Source organism: Alteromonas sp. PRIM-21 (assembly GCF_027563165.1).
In the GTDB taxonomy this organism is placed as follows: domain Bacteria; phylum Pseudomonadota; class Gammaproteobacteria; order Enterobacterales; family Alteromonadaceae; genus Alteromonas; species Alteromonas macleodii_A.
The window spans coordinates 14,297-31,746 of record NZ_JADOEK010000020.1 but is presented as its reverse complement, the minus strand read 5'-3'; the positions used below and the strand labels follow the sequence as shown (position 1 = coordinate 31,746).

Sequence of the window (17,450 nt, the reverse complement as noted above, 5' to 3'; positions counted from 1 at the left end):
ACAATAAATATTTTCACCCCTTTTATTAAGTTCCTCCGTTTAGTGAAAAAAGGGGGAACAACATGCAAACAACAATTCTACCAAGCGCTAATTCGCAAGTTCTGAAACAACCCAGTGTATTACCTTTTGCAAAAGCGCCTTTCCACAAACGGGCTATAAACCTTGCCACCATTGGTCTTGCTGGTGGAGCGGTTACTGTTGGTCTATTCGTTTTGATGGCAGAGCTTATCAGGCAAGATAAAGTGAATATCAGCGAAGCGCCGCCTGTGCTTTTTGAACCCGTCATTTATCAGCCTGAAGAAGAACGGATTATTACAAAAAAGCCCATTGCGCCAATTAAGCAAGTCATAAAAACGCCGCCGCAAAAAGTAGTCGAGATTGACCCCGAGCCAAATGATGGCCCAGGTAATTTCGAAATAAACACTCAGGTTCCTAATACTGCGTTAAATTTATCAATAAATTTAAATAGTGCCCAAGGTGATATGCAGGCTACGCCTCAATTTAGGGTTGATCCTACGTATCCGCCAGAGGCGAGTCGAGATGGTGTTGAAGGTTGGGTAAAGCTTGGGTTTACGGTAAGTGCTAGCGGCGCTGTATCGGATATAAAGGTATTAGATTCTGAGCCCAAGCGTGTGTTTGACAGAGCAGCACGCCGCGCGCTTAAAAAATGGAAGTACAAGCCTAAGCTGGACGGCGGTAAACCTGTTAGTCAACCGGGTATGGTTGTAGTATTAGATTTCAAACTAGAACAATAAGGATAGCCTATGAGTATAGGCGCAAGCTTGCAAAGCCTGTTTCAAGGTAAGCGTGAAAGAGCGCTGGGAGTGAGTGAAAGGCTAATGCTGCAATATAGCGCAAAAGGTGATGAAGCATCGTTAGCCGCACTTTTTGATTTACACAGTACCAAGCTATTTTATTTTCTTAAGGTATTAAGCGACAGCTCCATAGCTGAAGATATATGTCAGCGTACATGGATAAAAGTTATTGAGCACCGCCATTTATTTAAAAGTGGCGACAATTTCCAAGCTTGGCTGTTCACCATTGGTAGGCGAGCACTTATTGATGAGTTTCGTAAAAACGCCAAGCTTGAATATAGTAACGAGGCTGTAGAGGAATTTAGTGTTTCTGAGCTAGTTAAGCACGCGCACTCTTCGGTAGAAAACGATGTTGCTAAAGGATTAGAAAAAGACGTGTTTAAAGCTTGTTTAGCGCAATTGCCTTACAAACAGAAAGAGGCGCTTTCACTGCAGTTTGAGGGGTTTAGTTTATCGCAAATAGCTGATATGTGCGGCGCTGAAAAAGAAACGGTTAAAACACGAATTCGATATGCCAAAGACAGTCTTAAAATTATGCTGGAGAAATTGTAATCATGTCTATTTCAGATAAAGAGCTACAAGAAGCCTTCAGACGCAGTCAGCTGGTCCAAAAGCAAAATGATTCAATAGCTCAAAAAGCAAACGCCCGGGTACGCGCCAACGTGCTTGCGCACAACAAGGCTAAAGCAAACGGCAGTGACTCAGAGCGTATGTTCGCTACTGTGGCTTCGCACCTTCGTGCCTATTTTGCGTCATCAACCCTTCGATTTACCGCTGTGGCTTTTGCTATTGTTGCCATGCTCGGGGTGTACAATATTGGAACATTCCAAAGCCGCCACTCGCCAGGTATGCAAACTGCTGCACACAGCGTAGATATTGTTCATTACCACGGTTTTGCAGGTGAAGACAAAATGCTGGCTAATAATCTCAATAATGACTATCAAGCCCGTTTCAATGCATACACTCGCCAATATGTCGAGAGTAGTTTAGTAGCTAAAGCGGTAACCCAGCAGCCAGCTACATTGCAATCACAAGATGGTTATTGGCTATTAGTAAATTGTGAAAATCAGCAAGTTGTTGTTTCTGAGAGCCTTATTGCATCGTTAGATATTAATGGCCGTATAGAAGGGGATATTAACGTGGGTACCCAAGTTGCGTTAGCATTCGATAGTCGAGGAAGGATATTGTCTATCAAACAGTCTACTAAGCCATTGATGTGCTGATATATAAATGTGTTCTATTTATTAATAGAAACACAAAAACGAGGCTGGTAGATGTGAAAACTGCCTGAGCCTCGTTTATTGCAAGGTATGGTTAATAAACCTATTTGTCTAAATCGTGCGCCCTAAAGGCATTGGGGAGTAATTCACCAATTGTGGTTTCAAACTTCTCTCCGCTTTGACTAACCATGGTTACCGGGGTTTCATCTGGCGCAAATTCAGCAATTTTTTGTCTACAGCCGCCACACGGGAAACAAAATTCATCGTTCGGGCTGGCAATAACAATGTGTGAAATGCGTTTTTCACCATGCGTAACCATATTGCCGATGGCCGTGGCCTCAGCACATTGGCCTAAAGGGAAGGCCGCGCTTTCTACGTTACACCCTGCAAAGGTCTCTCCACTAGAGGTAAGTACAGCCGCGCCAACTTTAAAATTGGAATAGGGTGAATGAGAGTTTTTCTGTGCGTTAAAAGCAAGTTGTGATAGTTGTTCTAAATTATTTTTCTTCATAGCTACCTGTGTTAACCACCCAATACGCTTTACTTTTATCATCAAATGCGAGAAGGTTGGCGGCATTAGCGCCGCGGACAAGCGTATATTAAATGCTCAGGCGGTTTTTTCTTTTTTTATAGAATGCTTTTTTACCATGTGCAGAAACGTTAGTCTCATCTTTTTTTCTCTATTCGCTGCTATTTTAACCGGTTGTGCGCAAACAACCCCTGTTTCAGAAAGACCACAAATGGGAAATTTGCTTTTAGCCGAGCCTGCACCTATTAATCCTCGTTCTGAGATGGCGATTGCGCGTTATAATCAAGTGCTAACTAGCCCGGCGCTTTCAGATGAAGATAAAGCTGAACTTCATTTTCAACGAGGCATGCTTTACGACAGCGTAGGCCTTGCAGGTTTAGCGCAGTTCGATTACACCCAGGCCATTAATTTAAAGCCTGATTTAGCAGAAGCCTATAATTCTATGGGTATTCATTATATCCAGCAGAGTGACTTCATTCAGGCTTACGACGCATTTGACTCTACGTTGGAAATTAACCCTGAGTACGATTTCGCGTTCTTAAACCGTGGCATCGCGCTTTATTACGGTGGCCGTGCAGAACTTGCCACTAGCGACCTTAATCACTTTTTTGAAAAAGATAACAGCGATCCGTTTCGTGCACTTTGGTCTTACTTCGCGCATTACGATGTGTCAGAAATGGAAGGCCAAACTTACTTAGCGTCTATTCGCCCTATGCTAGACAACAATCATTGGGCAACTTCGCTGGTGGATTTGTTTCTAGGTACTGTCGATGAAAACGATGTACTTAACTCATTGCTTAACGGTGTTAAAAGCCAAAAAGCGCTAACTGACCGTCTATGCGAAGCGTATTTTTACTTAGGTAAGTTTCATTCTTTACGCGGAAATAGCGGCATCGCATCTAATTACTTCAAGCTTGCGCTAAGTACAAACGTGTTCGACTACGTAGAACATCGTTACGCAAGAATGGAGCTTAACCGTTTGCGTGATAAAGCTAGCAACGGTGTAGTTAGCGAAGAGTAAGCGCAAAGCATTATGCGAGGCTTATTTTTAGCAGTCTTTGCACTGCTTATTGTTGCGGGCGATAGCGGGCGCTATGCCCCTCAACTTATCTCTAACGCAATTAGCGTGCTATTACCATCGCACCCAAGCGTAGATGGCGCCATATTAGATAGTACCTTATTAGAAGTTGAGGAATCTGGTACCTCTGATAGCGTTCAGTCCGATACTATCGCCCCTAAAAGCAATGATACTTCCCTTGAAAATAATCCACGAGATAACGCGCTAGCGCTGCTTTGGTTGGCTGCAAAGCAGGGTAGTGACATTGCACAACTCCACATGCTCGAGATATTTGAGAGTGCATATAACAACGGCTTTTCCTCTACAGATTCCATTGATCAAAAGACAGCGACCTATTTTCTAGAGAAGCTTGTTAATCTAGAAAATGCCGACGCTGCGTGGCTGTTGTACCAAATTTTAGGCGAAGAGGGTGCTTCAGAGCGTTTTATGCGCTTAGCAGCACTTGGCGATGTAGCTGAAGCACAACTGGCCTTCGCGATGTCTACCGATTCGCCAGAAAAGCGAGAAAAGTGGCTGATACGCGCAGCGTCACAAGACTATTTGCCTGCACAGGCTGCGCTGGCCGATTGGTACCTACTTCACGGTCAACAGCAGTTAGCGAAGCCTTTGCTGGCAGCTACAGCAACCTTAGACATGCAAAGCGCGTTTAAGTACGCAAGGCTTTTATGGGGCGAGGGTGAATTCTCAGAGGCTAAGTCGCATTTTAATTTTGCGGCGAAAAAAGGCCATCAGCAGGCGGAGAAAGCGCTAGAAGCCATCAAACTTTATTCTCCGTATTCAGTGGCGCAAGCAACAAGGCAATCTGGCGCTTTCAATTGGGAGGGTAAAGCAAATTGCCTGCAGCGAGTTCAACCTTTCGCTACAAGCTTGGCGACCATCATGCGAGCACACGAACTTTATCAGTCATATAACAATGATTCGCGCCTTAAAAACCTTTCTATTTGTTTAGCTCCGCCTATTTGGCTGAAAACCGATGTGCTGGAATGCGACGCTAACTATAAAAGGGCGGGTATCTTGGGTTGCAATATTACTCCGTTAGCCAATATCGCCAAAAAGCGTAAATTTAGCCATGCAGTAGTAGTGGCCGAGCAGGGTAAAGCGAATGTTCAAAATGGTGTAATGTATTTGGATATTAGTGACGCTTATTCAGTATTCGTGCATGAACTAGCGCATTTTGCTGGCTTTGCTGACGAATACCCTATTGGTAAGGGGATGGCAAACAAACTGTGCGATCAAGATGGAATTGAAGACTTCAGACCGCCCAACGTTGTTGTAGATACTGAGTATTGGTATGCACCACATGAAACGGTAGAGAATTGGCTGGAAATAGACCCGGCAACCATTATTGCTCGGGCTAAAACCTGTTCAGTGTTGGGGCTTAATAGCTACAAACCTAGCCGACGTATTACGTTTATGGAGCACCACGATAGCGGCGTGATCCCGCCTTTATATCTGGTGCTTTGGCAGCAACAGCTTGAAAAGCAAAATCCGCAGCGGCCCATCTCAATGAATTTCTTCCAAGCTTTTCACAATAGCGGTAATCGAAAAGAGGCGGCCCACTGGCTAGCTGAGTACGAAGCATTTACCGGCTCTAAATAAGCAGCCGCACACTCTTTTCGATAATGCCATAGTCCTATTCAACAACCACCTTCACAGGTACTGCAACGGGCTATTTCTCGCTACCCTCGAAGCGTAGGCTTTAGCTCTCTTACCCACATAGATGTGGCACCACAAATTGCTACTGGCATAACAATGAAGTTCACTACAGGAATGAGCGAGAACACGTTTACCATCATACCAAAGGTCATTGCTTTTCCTTTGTGTTCGCCCAGGTGCAAGCGCATCCGAGTGAAATCTACCTTGTGGTTATCATAAGGGTAGTCACAATACTGGATAGCCATCATCCAGGCGTTAAATAAGAACCAAAGCACTTGACCGATAATAGGTAGGAAAAAGAACAGCAATAAAAAACCGATGGCGCGAGGTAAATACCAAATAAGTTTAGTCAGTTCGCGACCTACAGTGCGCGGAATGTCTTTTACCAACGACATAACGCTTTCATCACCCAAGTCTTGGCCCGTTAAATGACGCTCAACCTTTTCTGATAACACGCCGTTGAAAGGCGCGGCAATCCAGTTGGCTAGGGTGCCAAAAATAAGAGCGAAAATGAGTAACACGCTGATTACCGCTAAAGGCCATAAGAAGAAACTGATGGCCGTTTTTATCCAGCCTAACCATTCAGGTACAAGGTCGATAACATAGGCTATGCCCATTTCTATTTGGCCGAACAGGAAATAAAAAGCAACAGAAAACAGAACAAGGTTTATAGTGAGGGGCACAAACACGAAACGCTTTAGCCCTTTCGTCTTTATAAGCGAAAAGCCTTCAAAGAAATAATGTACACCACCTGAACTCATTCATACTCCTTCGCGTTATTTTAAACGCTTTGTTTATTAACTATTTACTCTATCATACGCCCTTGGTGCGTTCTGTGCCTAACTCGCCGAAATGGTAATTGTTACAAGCTGTTAGTTTTGGTAGAGTCGAAACATAATAACAAAAGAACCTTCTGTGTGATTACATCATTTCCATATCATCCGCAAATTCAGCATCCCACGAAGGGATATTGGGCTGAAGCTATGACGATTTCGTCCGGCAACTCTGTGTATCAGAGGGATGATGCGTGAGGCTTAAGAAGATAAAGCTTGCGGGCTTCAAGTCCTTCGTTGAGCCGACTACCATTCCATTTCCCGGGGAAATGACTGCCATTGTTGGCCCGAACGGCTGTGGTAAATCCAATGTTATTGATGCTGTTCGCTGGGTATTAGTTGAAAGTTCAGCGAAGAACCTACGCGGCGATGCAATGACAGACGTGATCTTCAACGGTTCATCTTCACGAAAACCCGTGGGGCAGTGTAGCGTTGAGCTTGTTTTCGATAACAGTGCAGGGCGGATCGCGGGCGAATTTGCTAACTACAACGAGCTGTCGGTTAAACGATTAGTAACTCGAGATGCCACGTCGACTTACTTCCTCAACGGTACCAAATGTCGTAGGCGAGACGTTACCGACCTATTTTTAGGAACGGGGTTAGGCCCTCGTTCTTACGCCATTATCGAGCAAGGTATGATCTCACGGCTTATAGAATCTAAGCCACAAGAACTGCGCGTGTTTATTGAAGAAGCTGCGGGTATATCAAAGTACAAAGAGCGTCGCAGAGAAACAGAAAATCGCATCAGGCATACGCAAGATAATCTCGAACGTTTAAACGATGTGCGCGATGAACTTGGCAAGCAGTTAGAAAAATTACAGCGACAGGCCGCCGCAGCAACCCGCTATAAAACATTGCGCGCACAGGCCAGAGAGTTAAAAGGCCAGCTTGCGGCAATTAGATTTCTTAAAAATAGCGAACATATTGAAGCGCTGCAAAAGCAGCAGCAAACACTGCAAATAGAAGTCGACGATTTGAATGCTAGGTTACAAGGTGATGAAGCAGGGCTTGAGTCGTATAAAACTAAGCAAGTTGAGACCAAGCAAGTCATTGATGATCTGCAGCAGCAGTTATTCACCACAAGCAATGCAATCACGCGATTAGAGCAAAACGCTCTGCATGCGAAACAGCGAAAAGGGCAAATAGAGCAAGAGTTAGCGCGAATCGACGAACAGCATGAGTTGCTAAACCACTCTATTGATGAAGCGCAGGAAGCACTTGCTGTATCAAACGAGGCGCTTGAAAACATTGAACCAGAGCTTGTACTGAAAGAAGCTGAACTGGAACATGCAAAAGCGCGTTTTGAAGACGTAGAACAGGCGTTAAGAGAGTTTAACGCAAAAGCTCGTGAGCAAGAGCAAACGTACAACCAGCTTCGACAAGATGTGCAACAGTGTCATAGCCAAATTCAGTCTACAATGAGTATGCAGCTTCGCACATCCCAGCGTATTAGCGAACTGCAAGACGAGCTAAAACAGCTTGATGACGAAGACTACTCAGATCAAATAGCATTGTTAGAAGAGCAAGCAAACGAGCTAGATTTTGATATTGATGAAGGTAAACAGGCGGTTCAAGCAGCCAGCGAGAAACTCCAAAAACAGCATGCTGAAGTGCAGGCTATTGAAGCGAAACGTCGTGATGCACTGGGGCAGCTGCAAACCGCCCAATCAACCAAATCTGCATTAGAAGCACTTCAGCAAGACGCTTCTAACTTTGAAGATACGCTATTAGAGGGAATAGAAAAGCTTTGGCAACAAATTAGCTCAAGCCAAAAGCTTGCACCCTGTATTGAGGCTATATTACAGCACGCTAGAGACCCTGTAATCGCAAAAAACTACCCCGTACAAGAGCTTCTTAAAAACAAAGCGCGTCTGCCCACCGGCGTAAAGGTGTACACCGAAAACCTGTTTGTAAGTTCTGCAAAAGCCGGCTCTTTAGCTCATGCTTTATTAACCGAGCTTGGCGGTAGCAACATTTCACCGGCACAGGTTCCCGCATTTTTTGATGATATTTACCTTTGCGAAGACGATGAAGATCTTGCAAGTAAGGTGGAACGCTTAACTGATACCGAAATGAAAAGCGATGGTAAAGGCTTTTCTAGCGCAATCTCACCTTCAGGTTTATGGGCCAGCTCCCATTGGGTCGTTAAACCGGGTGAGGTGAATGACGGTGCTTTACAGCGTGCTAACAAAATTAAATCGCTTACAGATAATATTGAAGATATTGAAAGTCTCATTGAAGAAGTTGAGCATTCCATTGCGGAAGCGAAGCAAGCTTTAGAAGCAAGTGAAGCTCGAAAGCATACGGCTCAAAATGCCTTAGCTGAAAAAGAAAATCAACGGGTTCAGATTAAAAACAAGCGCTCTTTACTTGAAATGCAACAAGAGCAGCAGTCTACTCGCAGCGCCAAACTTAATGATGAATTGGCAAAACAAGAGTTAATGCTCGCTAAAGAAGAAGAGCAGTTAGCACAACTTTCTGAAAAGTTAGAACTTCTAGAAGCGCAGATTCTTGAATACGAAGTGCATATTGATGAAGTTAATGCGAAACGTGAAGAAAATGAGCGAACTACATCGGAATTGCGCGCTTCAGTTGATTCATTAACGTCGCAAAATCATGAGCTTGCATTAAAAAAGCAGCAACTTGAGAATCATCAGAATTTATATAGTCAGCAGGTTACGCGTAATCTTGAGCAGCGTGAAGAATACATAAAAAGCAAAGAAAGATTGCAAAAAGAACTAGCGCATCTTACGTCTCCGGAAGAAATTCAGGAAGCAGAGCTTCAGTCTCTGCTAGAGAATAAGGCTGAGTTAGAGCAACTAAAAAGCGCTAAGCAGCGAAGCCTTGAAGATATTGAACAGTGGTTGCGAGAAGCCGAAAAAGGGCATCAGGCTCTAGGTAAAGACATACAAACCCGACAGACAAACATCGATAAACTAAACATTGATATTGAAGGGTATCGGGTACGCGCAAATACGATTTTAGAACAGCTTGACGAAACACAGCAGTCACTGAAAAGCATTTTAGAAACCTTACCAGAAGAGGCTGAAGAAAAGCGTTGGCAAGAAGACCTTGAAAAAACGCAAGCCAACCTTCAGCGTTTAGGAGCGGTAAATTTAGCTGCGGTCGAGGAATACGAGACCCAGTCACAAAGAAAGTCTCATTTGGATACACAGCACAACGACCTTACCGATGCGTTGGAAACTCTGCAGTCCGCTATTCGAAAAATTGATAAAGAGACACGCACGCGCTTTTCAAACACTTTTGAGCAGGTTAACGAAGACCTTAAAATGCTATTTCCTAAAGTCTTCGGCGGTGGGTCAGCATACCTTGCGCTTACCGATGATGACTTATTAGAGACTGGGGTAACGATAATGGCTCGTCCCCCTGGTAAGAAAAATAGTACGATTCACCTCTTAAGCGGTGGAGAAAAAGCATTAACCGCTTTATCATTGGTGTTTGCTATTTTCAGATTGAATCCGGCACCATTTTGCTTGCTGGATGAAGTAGATGCACCATTGGATGATGCAAATGTAGGGCGCTTTTGTAACTTAGTGTCAGAAATGTCACAAACAGTGCAGTTTATTTATATCACCCACAATAAAATAGCGATGGAAATGGCTAGTCACTTAACCGGTGTTACTATGGCGGAACCTGGAGTTTCACGTATGGTAGCGGTAGACGTTGACGAAGCTGTAGCCTTCGCAGAAGCATAACAAAGGGCGAAAGAAATTAAATGGAAGATCAATTACGTCTATTTTTACTCCTTGGAGGCACGGTTTTTATCATTGCTGTGCTTGCCCACGGTATTTGGAAAATTCGTAAAAACGGTAAGCCTTCGGAAAAAGAGCGCTTAGAGCCCCGTCAGTGGCAGGAGGATAATGACGAATTAGAAACCGAACCACAGGAAGGTTTTGATGAACTTGGCATTGGTGCGGTTCGAGTGGTCAGCAATTCGCAAAACTCACCTAATAGAGCAGACGAGAGCAGCGCAGCAGAAACCGCAGCTTCTAGCATGTCGTATGATGACTCGGTGAATAACCCAGATAACGGCAGCGAAGCTCAAAAATTCGGTAACGATGAGAGCAATCACTCTTCTCAATATGCTTCTTCGAGTGACATCCATAGCCAGAAAGACGATGCTGGCGAAGAACACGTTAATGCTAGCAGCAATGATAATTCGTCAATGTCGCCAGCCGTAAAACAGGATGGAAAAGAGAGCGAAAAAGAAAACGCTCAAGAAGCGCCCAAGCTGTATGGTTCAGTGGTAACAAACCCCAAGCCACACATGAAAGGGCAGGCTCGCTCGATTGATACCGCATCAAATAAAAGTGATGACAACGTTGCTGCTTTCCCTGAGCCTCCTGGTTTCTTGCTTCGAGAAAGCGACGATGAAGCTGAGTCAGCACCACAAACACAGCGCGATGAAAGTGCACAAGACGCGCCTTATTCAGCGCCATCTAACGCGAATAGCGCGAATAGCGCAAACAATGGGTACTCTGATAATCAAACCACGGCACAACCCGCACAAGCGCCAGCAGCACCCGTTCGTCCTGCGCAAAAGTTTTATGTAGACCCTACGCTTGAAGAAGAACCAGCACCGGTTCAAGCACCGGCTAAAAACGAGCGCGAAGTGGCTGACTTTAGCTTAGACGCCCAAGAAGATTCATCTTCATTACGGGGTAGCCAGGAAGAAAATGAACAGCCGCGACGTTTTGCACGTAGTAAGCGAAGCAAAACACCGATCAAGAAGCGGGAAGAGCCTAATTTTGGCGATGACCAAATGCGCATCGACTTCGACACCAGCGAGCAGGGTAACCCTGATTTTGGTGAAGAGAGCTTTAGTGCAAATGATACACACAGCGACACTGCGACTAGCTCATCAGAGCCAGCAAAGTCATCTACCGTTGAACCCGAAGTATTGGTGTTAAACGTAAGGGCACCTGAAGGTGAAGCTATTTCTGGTGCTGCGCTTTTACCTATGTTGCTTACACTAGGGTTTAAGTTTGGCGACCAGGATATCTTCCATCGTCACGTAAACTCCAATGGCAAGGGGCCAGTATTATTTAGCCTAGCCAATATGTTTAAACCTGGTGTTTTCGATATTGATAACCTGGAAAATTTTGAGACCCAAGGTGTATCTTTGTTTATGATATTGCCCATTGAAGGCGACCCTCATCAAGTATTCAATATGATGCACAACGCGGCACGTAAACTGGCAGACGAGTTTGGTGCTCAGGTTTTAGATGGTCGTCGAAGCGTGTTAACTAAACAGGGCTTACAGCAATACGTTGAAAAAATTCGTGAATTTGAACGCAAGCGTATGATTGCTCGCAGCTAACGTAAGCTATTCAGCTGTCTATATCGCACGCTTTGTACGTGCTTGCGTGTTAGCGTAATAAAAAGGACTTGGCTCATACCCAGGTCCTTTTCTATTAAATAGCGCTACAGCGAGGCTGCAAATTATACTAGCCGACTAAAAAGACGGCGGTTTAATGCCTCATTTGAAACAAAAGGTCGTTTGGGTTAAGTAACCTAAGCTACAAATTGTAAAACTTTTAATTATTTATACGGCGTGAAAACAACTCCATGTCAGACTCTTTAGAACAAGCAAAGCAACAAGTTGCTCAACTTCGCAACACGTTAAATGAATACAATTACCAATACTATGTACTAGACGACCCATCGGTTCCCGATGCCGTTTATGATAGAGATATGCAGGCGCTAATAGCGCTTGAAAAACAATATCCTGAATTACAGAGCCCAAATTCTCCAAGTCAAAAGGTTGGAGGCGCTGCGCTGTCTGCATTTGAGCAAGTTACACACGATGTGCCTATGCTGTCGCTAGATAACGCATTCGATGAAGAGTCTCTATTGGCATTTGAGAAGCGCTTAAAAGACAGGCTTAAAGATACTGCTACTTTGGATTTTAGTTGTGAACCTAAGTTAGATGGCTTAGCCGTGAGTATTTTGTACGAAAATGGTGAATTAGTTCGCGCTGCAACGCGGGGCGATGGTCAGGTAGGCGAAAACATCACGGCTAACGTGCGTACTATTTCAAATGTACCTTTAACCCTTCGCGGCGATCACTATCCAAACCGCGTCGAGGTACGTGGTGAAGTGTTTATGCCGCGAGATGGCTTTGCAAAATTAAACGAACATCAAAAAGAAACTGGCGGTAAGGTCTTCGCCAATCCGCGCAATGCCGCAGCCGGAAGTTTGCGTCAGTTAGACTCAAAAATCACCGCTAAACGACCACTGATGTTTTATGCGTATTCACTAGGCGTAGTACAACCGGAAAGCTTTGATTTACCTTCAACCCACAGTGCGCGACTTGCACAATTGGGGAAATGGGGGCTGCCACTATGCCCAGATATCGACACAGCAGAAGGCGGTAAGGGTTGTTTAAACTATTACAACCATATCTTGGAAAAGCGCGATAACTTGCCATATGACATTGATGGCGTCGTCTTTAAAGTAGACCGCATTGAATTGCAAAACACCCTTGGTTTTGTAGCCCGAGCACCGCGTTGGGCGATTGCGCAGAAATTTCCCGCGCAAGAGGAAGTAACCAAACTGGTGGACGTTGAGTTTCAAGTGGGCAGAACTGGGGCAATCACACCGGTTGCGCGCTTAGAGCCTGTTTTTGTAGGTGGCGTAACCGTATCTAATGCCACACTACATAATCAGGATGAAATTTCCCGATTGGGCGTTAAAGTTGGCGACACTGTTGTCATTCGTCGCGCCGGTGATGTTATTCCTCAGGTAGTTTCTGTGGTTGAAGCAAATCGCACGGGTAGTGAAACTGACATTAGTTTCCCAAGCCAGTGCCCAGTGTGTGACTCGCAGGTTGAAAAGCTTGAAGATGAAGCAGTCGCTCGCTGTACCGGAGGGTTAATTTGTGCAGCGCAACGCAAACAGGCGCTAAAACATTTTGCCTCGCGCAAAGCGTTTGATATAGATGGTCTGGGCGATAAGCTTGTTGATCAATTAGTAGATGCTGATCTTGTACACAGCCCTGCAGATTTCTTTACTCTGTCATTAGGTGATGTTGTTGGCTTAGAACGTATGGCTGAGAAGTCTGCAAGCAAGCTTTTGGCATCCCTTGAAGCATCAAAGCAAACTACCTTAGCCAAATTCCTATACGCATTGGGGATCCGTGAAGTAGGTGAAGCGACGGCGGCGAACTTAGCTGCGCATTTTGAAACCTTAGAAGCGATTCGTGAAGCTTCATTAGAAGCTTTAGTTGAAGTGCAGGATGTGGGCGAGGTGGTAGCTACCCATATATTCAACTTCTTTAATGAGTCGCATAACACTGATGTGATTGACGCACTTCTAAATGAAGGAATCAACTGGCCCGCCATTGAAAAGCCTGATTCGGGTAACTTGCCTCTAGAAGGTAAAACCTGCGTTATAACCGGTACGCTAAGTGAAATGGGGCGTTCAGATGCTAAAGCGCGGCTACAGTTACTTGGTGCTAAGGTGGCGGGATCAGTGAGTAAGAACACTGACTTCCTAGTTGCAGGCGAGAAGGCAGGTTCTAAATTAACCAAGGCACAAGAGCTTGATGTAGACGTGTGGGATGAAGCTGCGTTGGTTGCCTTCCTCGCTGAGCATGAAAAATAGACCTGTGAAATAAACGCTAAGAATGCTTTTTAGACTGAGGCCTCTTTGATAGTGAGCCTCGGCCTAACGCAGTTCAAGTGCAAAACGCAGGTATTCTTAAGTCTCACTTCCGATAAAAACCAACAAAAAACGCCACAATGAGATGTGGCGTTTTTTTATGTCTTATCGAAAGCAAATGCTGCTATTTGCTCTTGCTGTTATTTTCTCTACGGGGCTTTGTTATTGAGCCGTCTGATTACGCATTTGTCTGCGTCTTTCCCACGCTTTTTTCACTTGAAAGCGCCATACCCAGTTTAGGGAAAAGTAACCTGCCAATCCGAAAACCACAGAGCAAATACCACAACCAACCAAAAAGGCGGGCCCAATGGTGTTAATGCTTTCTACCACCCACTGCCAGCTAAACTGGAATTCAAAATGCTCAGGTTTGGTCCCAAGTACAGTAGTACCCACTTTGTAGGCCCCATAAAATATAGGGGGAATGGTAAATGGATTTGTTACCCAGACTGTTGCGACAGACAAGGGAAGGTTTGCTCGAAAAGGGATAGCTAAACCTGCAGAAAGCCACATTTGAAACGGCACAGGCCAAAAGGCAAAAAACAAGCCTATGCCAAACGCGCCAGATGCAGAGCGACGGTTCAGGTGCCATAAATTAGGTTCGTGCAATACGCTACCAAATATTTTTAACGCTTTGTTTTGCTTAATGCTTTGGTGATCTGGCAAAAAACGTCGAATAAATTTCTTAGGCATAAATATCAATGCATCTCGAAAATAAAATCAAAAAAGACAGAAAAAATAACAGCAAACGGGATTGCGCAGCACGGATTTGCACTAGCAACGTTCACTTACTGTCAATTGCTACGTGAAAACATGGTCAATCGTATCACAATTTGCCTAAGCTGTTTTTGCGTTGGCGCAATAAGTGCGGTTTTTTGGCAAAAACTTCCAAGTACACACACCATGGCGTTGATGATTGCCATATTAGTGATAGCTATTGTTGTCATCTTACTGTTTTCTTTAGAAAAACCTAGGTCCAATAAGACCATTTTTGATGTACAGCTATGTTGTGCAGTGAGCGGCTTAATACTCGGCGTACTGTGGGTGGCGAGTGTAGGGCATTTTTACTACGCTTGGCAACTGCCCAAGGGTAAAATTCAACAAGATGTCACAATATCGGGGCGAGTTTTATCGCAGGGATGTGTTTCTAATAAAAGTAATAACTCAGAGGCCGTTTTTCATTATGTGGTAAGCATTGCGTCGGTAAATGGTGAGAGCGTCGCAACATTTTTAGATGAAGGCGCAGTGCCAAAACCCCTGAATGCTGTTTTTTCTTACGCTTTCAATTTTAGAGCTCGCCTTGCTCACAAGCAATACAAGTATTTAAGTGACAATGTTGAGCGAGTGCAACGCTCACAACGTGATTTAGACGATGTAAAGCAGCGCGCGAGACCGCAAGCTTCAGAAAAGTCTGTTGGACTTAAATGTTTGCACAATGGCGACATGTTTACAGCGGTTGTTAAACTTAAACCTGCATACGGTACGGCCAATCCCGTTGGCGCAAGCCGCCAGCAACTGCTGGTCAGTCAGTTTATTCATGTTACTGGATATATTAAATCTATAGAGCACGATAAAACCGCGCATGAGCATTCATTGCGCTATGACCTTGCGACAACGCTAGAAGCGCTGAATCTCAATAACCTCAATTGGTGGCGGGCGCTACTGCTTGGCGATAAGGCTGGGTTTACGAAAGACAACTGGGTACTGTTACAACGCACAGGTACTGGGCACATATTTAGCATATCCGGTATGCACTTATCACTTATTGCCGGGGTATGCTTACTAGCTTTTAACCCGATAGTTTTCATACTCAGACACGTTTTCGATATATTCGGCCGTGTGCATTACTGCTTAGCCAGCATAACAGGTCTAAGATTAAAGACAGTAAATCGAGAGAGCAAAACTAATCGACGTTCAAAGTTACTAACTATTAAAGCGCCGATTAGAACCATGGTGCTTTGCTTGCTTGTGGTTATTTGTTTTTTTTACGCGTTGTTAAGCGGAAGTGCATTGCCCGTTGTGCGAGCCTGGGTTCTTATAGCTATTGGCTGCGTATTGTCGCTTTCACGTAATGCATGGAGGCCAATAAATATTGCGTTAGCTATGCTGGTGTTAAGTTTGCTGCTTTTCCCGCTTTCTATGTTAAGTGCAAGCTTTTACTTAAGCGTAGGTGCGGTGGTGTGTATTTGGTTTTTAGTGACCACATGGGGGCTACAGCGCTTACCTTGGTATGTGTCGCTAATAAAGTTGCAAATAGCGTTAACGCTGATAATGATGCCGCTAACAATCATATGGTTTGATAGTGCAAGTATTATTGCGCTAATAGCAAACTTGATTGCCTTACCTGTTATAACTTTGCTGCTGCCTGTTTGTTTACTCTCTCTATTGCTGCTTCATTTTGTTCATTTCGGGCCAGTCCAAGAATTAGCAAGCACACTATTTCAAACAAGTGATGGGTGTTTGGGGTATTTATTGTCATTCCTAAACTTGCTTAGTGGCTTTTCATTAAGTGCAGTTAATGTTCACGAGGGGAATGGCGCTACGTTTTGTTTGCTTGCTGCTTTTGTTATTTTTCTGTTGCCTCAATGGCGCTACAAAAAAGTATGTATCCTAATTTTGTCCATTCCCTTTTTTAGTTTTATTCAAAAATGGTTACCCGTTAATGAGGAGCCTTGGGCACTTCACGTTTTTGATGCTGGCCAAGCTAGCGCGATCGCTATTACAAGAGGGAGTAGAGCAATCATTATTGATACTGGTGCTCAGTTTAACGGTATTGCTCACACAGCGACCGCACACCTACTGCCTTTTCTGGAAAGTACACATGTTTCAAGCATCGATGTTGTTATTCATACACATAGTGATAACGATCACGCGGGAGGCTTATCTGCGGTTAAACTTCATAGTTTGGCAGCACACGCCAGCTTTCATTCACCTACCGCGGGATGCGAACGAGGCAAGCGTGTTTATTGGCAGAATTTGACCATTGAATTTTTATGGCCGCCAAAAGGCAATAAGCAAGACAATAATGCCATGTCCTGTGTGGTTAAAGTTTCTGGTCACTCTGGCAGCGTTCTTATACCCGGCGATATTGAAAAGGCGAGCGAGTACGCCCTGATCACACGTGAAATAAACGCCACTCGCAAAATAAACGGAACACGTGAAATAGAAGAGAGTTCAGCAAAAGAAAGTGCGTTAATACCAAGCTTTTCAAATTTAAGTGCTGATATTCTTATCGCGCCTCATCACGGTAGCAAGACCTCATCTACCGATATTTTTATAGAGCATATAGCGCCAGAGGCTGTGATCTTTACCCAAGGTTTCGAGAATCGCTGGCAGTTTCCGGCACGTGAAGTGGCTAGGCGATACAAGCATCATAAAGTAAAGCAGTATTTAACCAGTTATCACGGCTATGTAAGGGCCACGTTTACTCAGGGCAGTTATCACATAGATACCCAGCGAGATACTTTGCATAAACGCTGGTATTTGAGAGGCATTAGCCCCCGACATTTAGAAGCACAACCCTATCTCAATAATAACTAGCCTCTCAAAAGCCGACACCTCAAAAGCCGGCACTTTAAAAGCTTATATACAGTAAAAAGCCATTCCTGCATTCCCACGCTTTGCTAGAAACCTTGCCAG

12 protein-coding genes are annotated in these 17,450 nt (G+C 44.4%); 9 read left to right on the top strand and 3 right to left on the bottom strand.

Annotated elements, in window-relative coordinates; translation table 11 throughout:
- Window positions 1–62: 62 nt before the first annotated feature.
- Genes IW644_RS18990 through IW644_RS18980 form a run of 3 tightly spaced genes read left to right on the top strand, consistent with a single transcriptional unit; the run spans window position 63 to window position 2,038 of the window.
- Window positions 63–755: an energy transducer TonB gene (locus IW644_RS18990; protein WP_269918911.1), complete on the top strand. Its 693-nt coding sequence runs from the start codon at window positions 63–65 to the stop codon at window positions 753–755.
- A 9-nt stretch (window positions 756–764) separates the two neighbouring features.
- A complete protein-coding gene (locus IW644_RS18985) occupies window positions 765–1,367 on the top strand; it encodes an RNA polymerase sigma factor (protein WP_269918910.1) in 603 nt (200 codons plus the stop codon).
- Between the two features lie 2 nt (window positions 1,368–1,369).
- Window positions 1,370–2,038 carry a hypothetical protein gene (locus tag IW644_RS18980; RefSeq protein WP_269918909.1) on the top strand — a complete coding sequence of 223 codons (669 nt, stop codon included), beginning with the start codon at window positions 1,370–1,372 and terminating at the stop codon, window positions 2,036–2,038.
- 100 nt (window positions 2,039–2,138) lie between these two features.
- On the opposite strand, the gene cdd is transcribed toward IW644_RS18980, so the two are convergent.
- Window positions 2,139–2,546 carry a cytidine deaminase gene (cdd, locus tag IW644_RS18975; protein WP_333473928.1) on the bottom strand — a complete coding sequence of 136 codons (408 nt, stop codon included), beginning with the start codon at window positions 2,544–2,546 and terminating at the stop codon, window positions 2,139–2,141.
- 136 nt (window positions 2,547–2,682) lie between these two features.
- Here cdd and nlpI point away from each other — a divergent pair, with 136 nt between their 5' ends.
- Window positions 2,683–3,585: a lipoprotein NlpI gene (nlpI, locus tag IW644_RS18970; protein WP_269918907.1), complete on the top strand. Its 903-nt coding sequence runs from the start codon at window positions 2,683–2,685 to the stop codon at window positions 3,583–3,585.
- Between the two features lie 12 nt (window positions 3,586–3,597).
- A complete protein-coding gene (locus IW644_RS18965; RefSeq protein ID WP_269918906.1) occupies window positions 3,598–5,241 on the top strand; it encodes a sel1 repeat family protein in 1,644 nt (547 codons plus the stop codon).
- Window positions 5,242–5,321: 80 nt separating this feature from the next.
- Here the strand turns inward: IW644_RS18965 and cysZ are convergent, their stop codons facing one another.
- Window positions 5,322–6,059, bottom strand: a complete 738-nt coding sequence (cysZ, locus tag IW644_RS18960; RefSeq protein WP_269918905.1) for a sulfate transporter CysZ — start codon at window positions 6,057–6,059, stop codon at window positions 5,322–5,324.
- A gap of 266 nt (window positions 6,060–6,325) precedes the next feature.
- Here cysZ and smc point away from each other — a divergent pair, with 266 nt between their 5' ends.
- The 3 genes from smc to ligA all read left to right on the top strand — a co-directional run bounded on the left by smc (window position 6,326) and on the right by ligA (window position 13,757).
- The gene (smc, locus tag IW644_RS18955; protein WP_269918904.1) at window positions 6,326–9,847 is read left to right on the top strand and encodes a chromosome segregation protein SMC; all 3,522 of its coding nucleotides are present in this window, start codon (window positions 6,326–6,328) and stop codon (window positions 9,845–9,847) included.
- Window positions 9,848–9,867: 20 nt separating this feature from the next.
- On the top strand, window positions 9,868–11,472 hold the full coding sequence (gene zipA, locus IW644_RS18950) for a cell division protein ZipA (protein ID WP_269918903.1): 1,605 nt from the start codon (window positions 9,868–9,870) through the stop codon (window positions 11,470–11,472).
- A 248-nt stretch (window positions 11,473–11,720) separates the two neighbouring features.
- Window positions 11,721–13,757, top strand: coding sequence for an NAD-dependent DNA ligase LigA (ligA, locus tag IW644_RS18945; protein WP_269918902.1), 2,037 nt, complete (start codon window positions 11,721–11,723; stop codon window positions 13,755–13,757).
- Window positions 13,758–13,976: 219 nt separating this feature from the next.
- On the opposite strand, the gene IW644_RS18940 is transcribed toward ligA, so the two are convergent.
- Window positions 13,977–14,504 (bottom strand): DUF2062 domain-containing protein, encoded by a 528-nt coding sequence (locus tag IW644_RS18940; protein WP_179983377.1) that lies wholly within the window; start codon window positions 14,502–14,504, stop codon window positions 13,977–13,979.
- 210 nt (window positions 14,505–14,714) lie between these two features.
- Here IW644_RS18940 and IW644_RS18935 point away from each other — a divergent pair, with 210 nt between their 5' ends.
- Window positions 14,715–17,351: a ComEC/Rec2 family competence protein gene (locus tag IW644_RS18935; RefSeq protein WP_269918901.1), complete on the top strand. Its 2,637-nt coding sequence runs from the start codon at window positions 14,715–14,717 to the stop codon at window positions 17,349–17,351.
- Window positions 17,352–17,450: the final 99 nt, after the last annotated feature.